Here is a 451-nt window from a genome sequence, read left to right on the forward strand (position 1 = left end):
TGCCGCTCTACGTGATGCTCATCAAGCTTGGCCTGCTCAACTCGTACCTCGGCCAAGCTTGATGAGCATCACGTAGAGCGGCAGCAGTAGCATCGTTGCCGGAAACATCTGCGTGATGAGGATGCCCGAGAGCGCGGCATTGCGGCCGCGGAATTTGAAGCGGCTCAGCGCATAGCCCGCCGTCGAGGCGAGCGCGACGCCCGTGACGGTAACGACAGCCGCCACGATCAGCGAGTTGACGAGCCACCGTACGAACGGCGTCTCGCCGAGGAGTGTGCTGTAGTTCGCGAAGGTGGCGTCGTCGGGGATGATCGCGAGCGAGGTCGAGAGCAGCCGGTCGCCAGGGCGCAGCGAGATCGTGAGGATCCGTAGCACCGGGTACACCGCGACGAACGCGAAAAGCACGAGAACGGAGTAGGACAGGACTTTCTTGAGCATCGGCTCGGGGGTC

General features: G+C 63.2%; 1 protein-coding gene. It reads right to left on the minus strand.

The genetic code is table 11. The features are described 5' to 3' along the window. Window positions 1-36: 36 nt before the first annotated feature. The coding region (locus AAFU51_17980; GenBank protein MEO1573143.1) for a sugar ABC transporter permease at window positions 37-451 on the minus strand (415 nt) is incomplete at its 5' end.

The sequence above is a fragment of the Bacteroidota bacterium genome (genome assembly GCA_039821555.1).
Classification (GTDB): domain Bacteria; phylum Bacteroidota; class Rhodothermia; order Rhodothermales; family Rubricoccaceae; genus JBCBEX01.